This is a genomic window from Telmatospirillum sp. J64-1 (assembly GCF_006980715.1).
GTDB classification, from domain to species: domain Bacteria; phylum Pseudomonadota; class Alphaproteobacteria; order Rhodospirillales; family Magnetospirillaceae; genus Oleiliquidispirillum; species Oleiliquidispirillum nitrogeniifigens.
Genome location: NZ_SBHN01000051.1, coordinates 5,242 through 5,567, shown reverse-complemented (window position 1 = coordinate 5,567; position 326 = coordinate 5,242). Strand labels below are relative to the sequence as shown.

Here is a 326-nt window from a genome sequence, read left to right as displayed (position 1 = left end):
TTGCCGCTGGTGCCGTTCAGGGTGTCGTTGCCCGAGCCGCCTTGGATCCAGCGCGTCGGCGCGCCCGATTCCGGCAGGGTCAGCAGGCCGTCATCCTGATCGGGCGGCGAGGTCGGCTCGGGAGTCGGGGCCGGGGTCGGCGCAGGCGTCGGCTCAGGAGTAGGAGCCGGTGTCGGCTCGGGAGTCGGGGCAGGCGTGGGCGCCGGAGTCGGCTGGGGCGCCTGGCCGTTGTTGACCAGCAGGAAGTTCTTGGCCTGGAACTGGTCGATGGTGATGTTCTCGAAGCCGAGGACCTCGCCATTGCCCAGGTCGAGAAGGACATGGCG

General features: G+C 69.9%; 1 protein-coding gene. It reads right to left on the bottom strand.

Going from position 1 to position 326, the window contains the following annotated elements:
* Window positions 1–326: hypothetical protein (locus EPD66_RS24475; RefSeq protein ID WP_221931097.1), on the bottom strand; the 326-nt coding region annotated here is incomplete at both ends.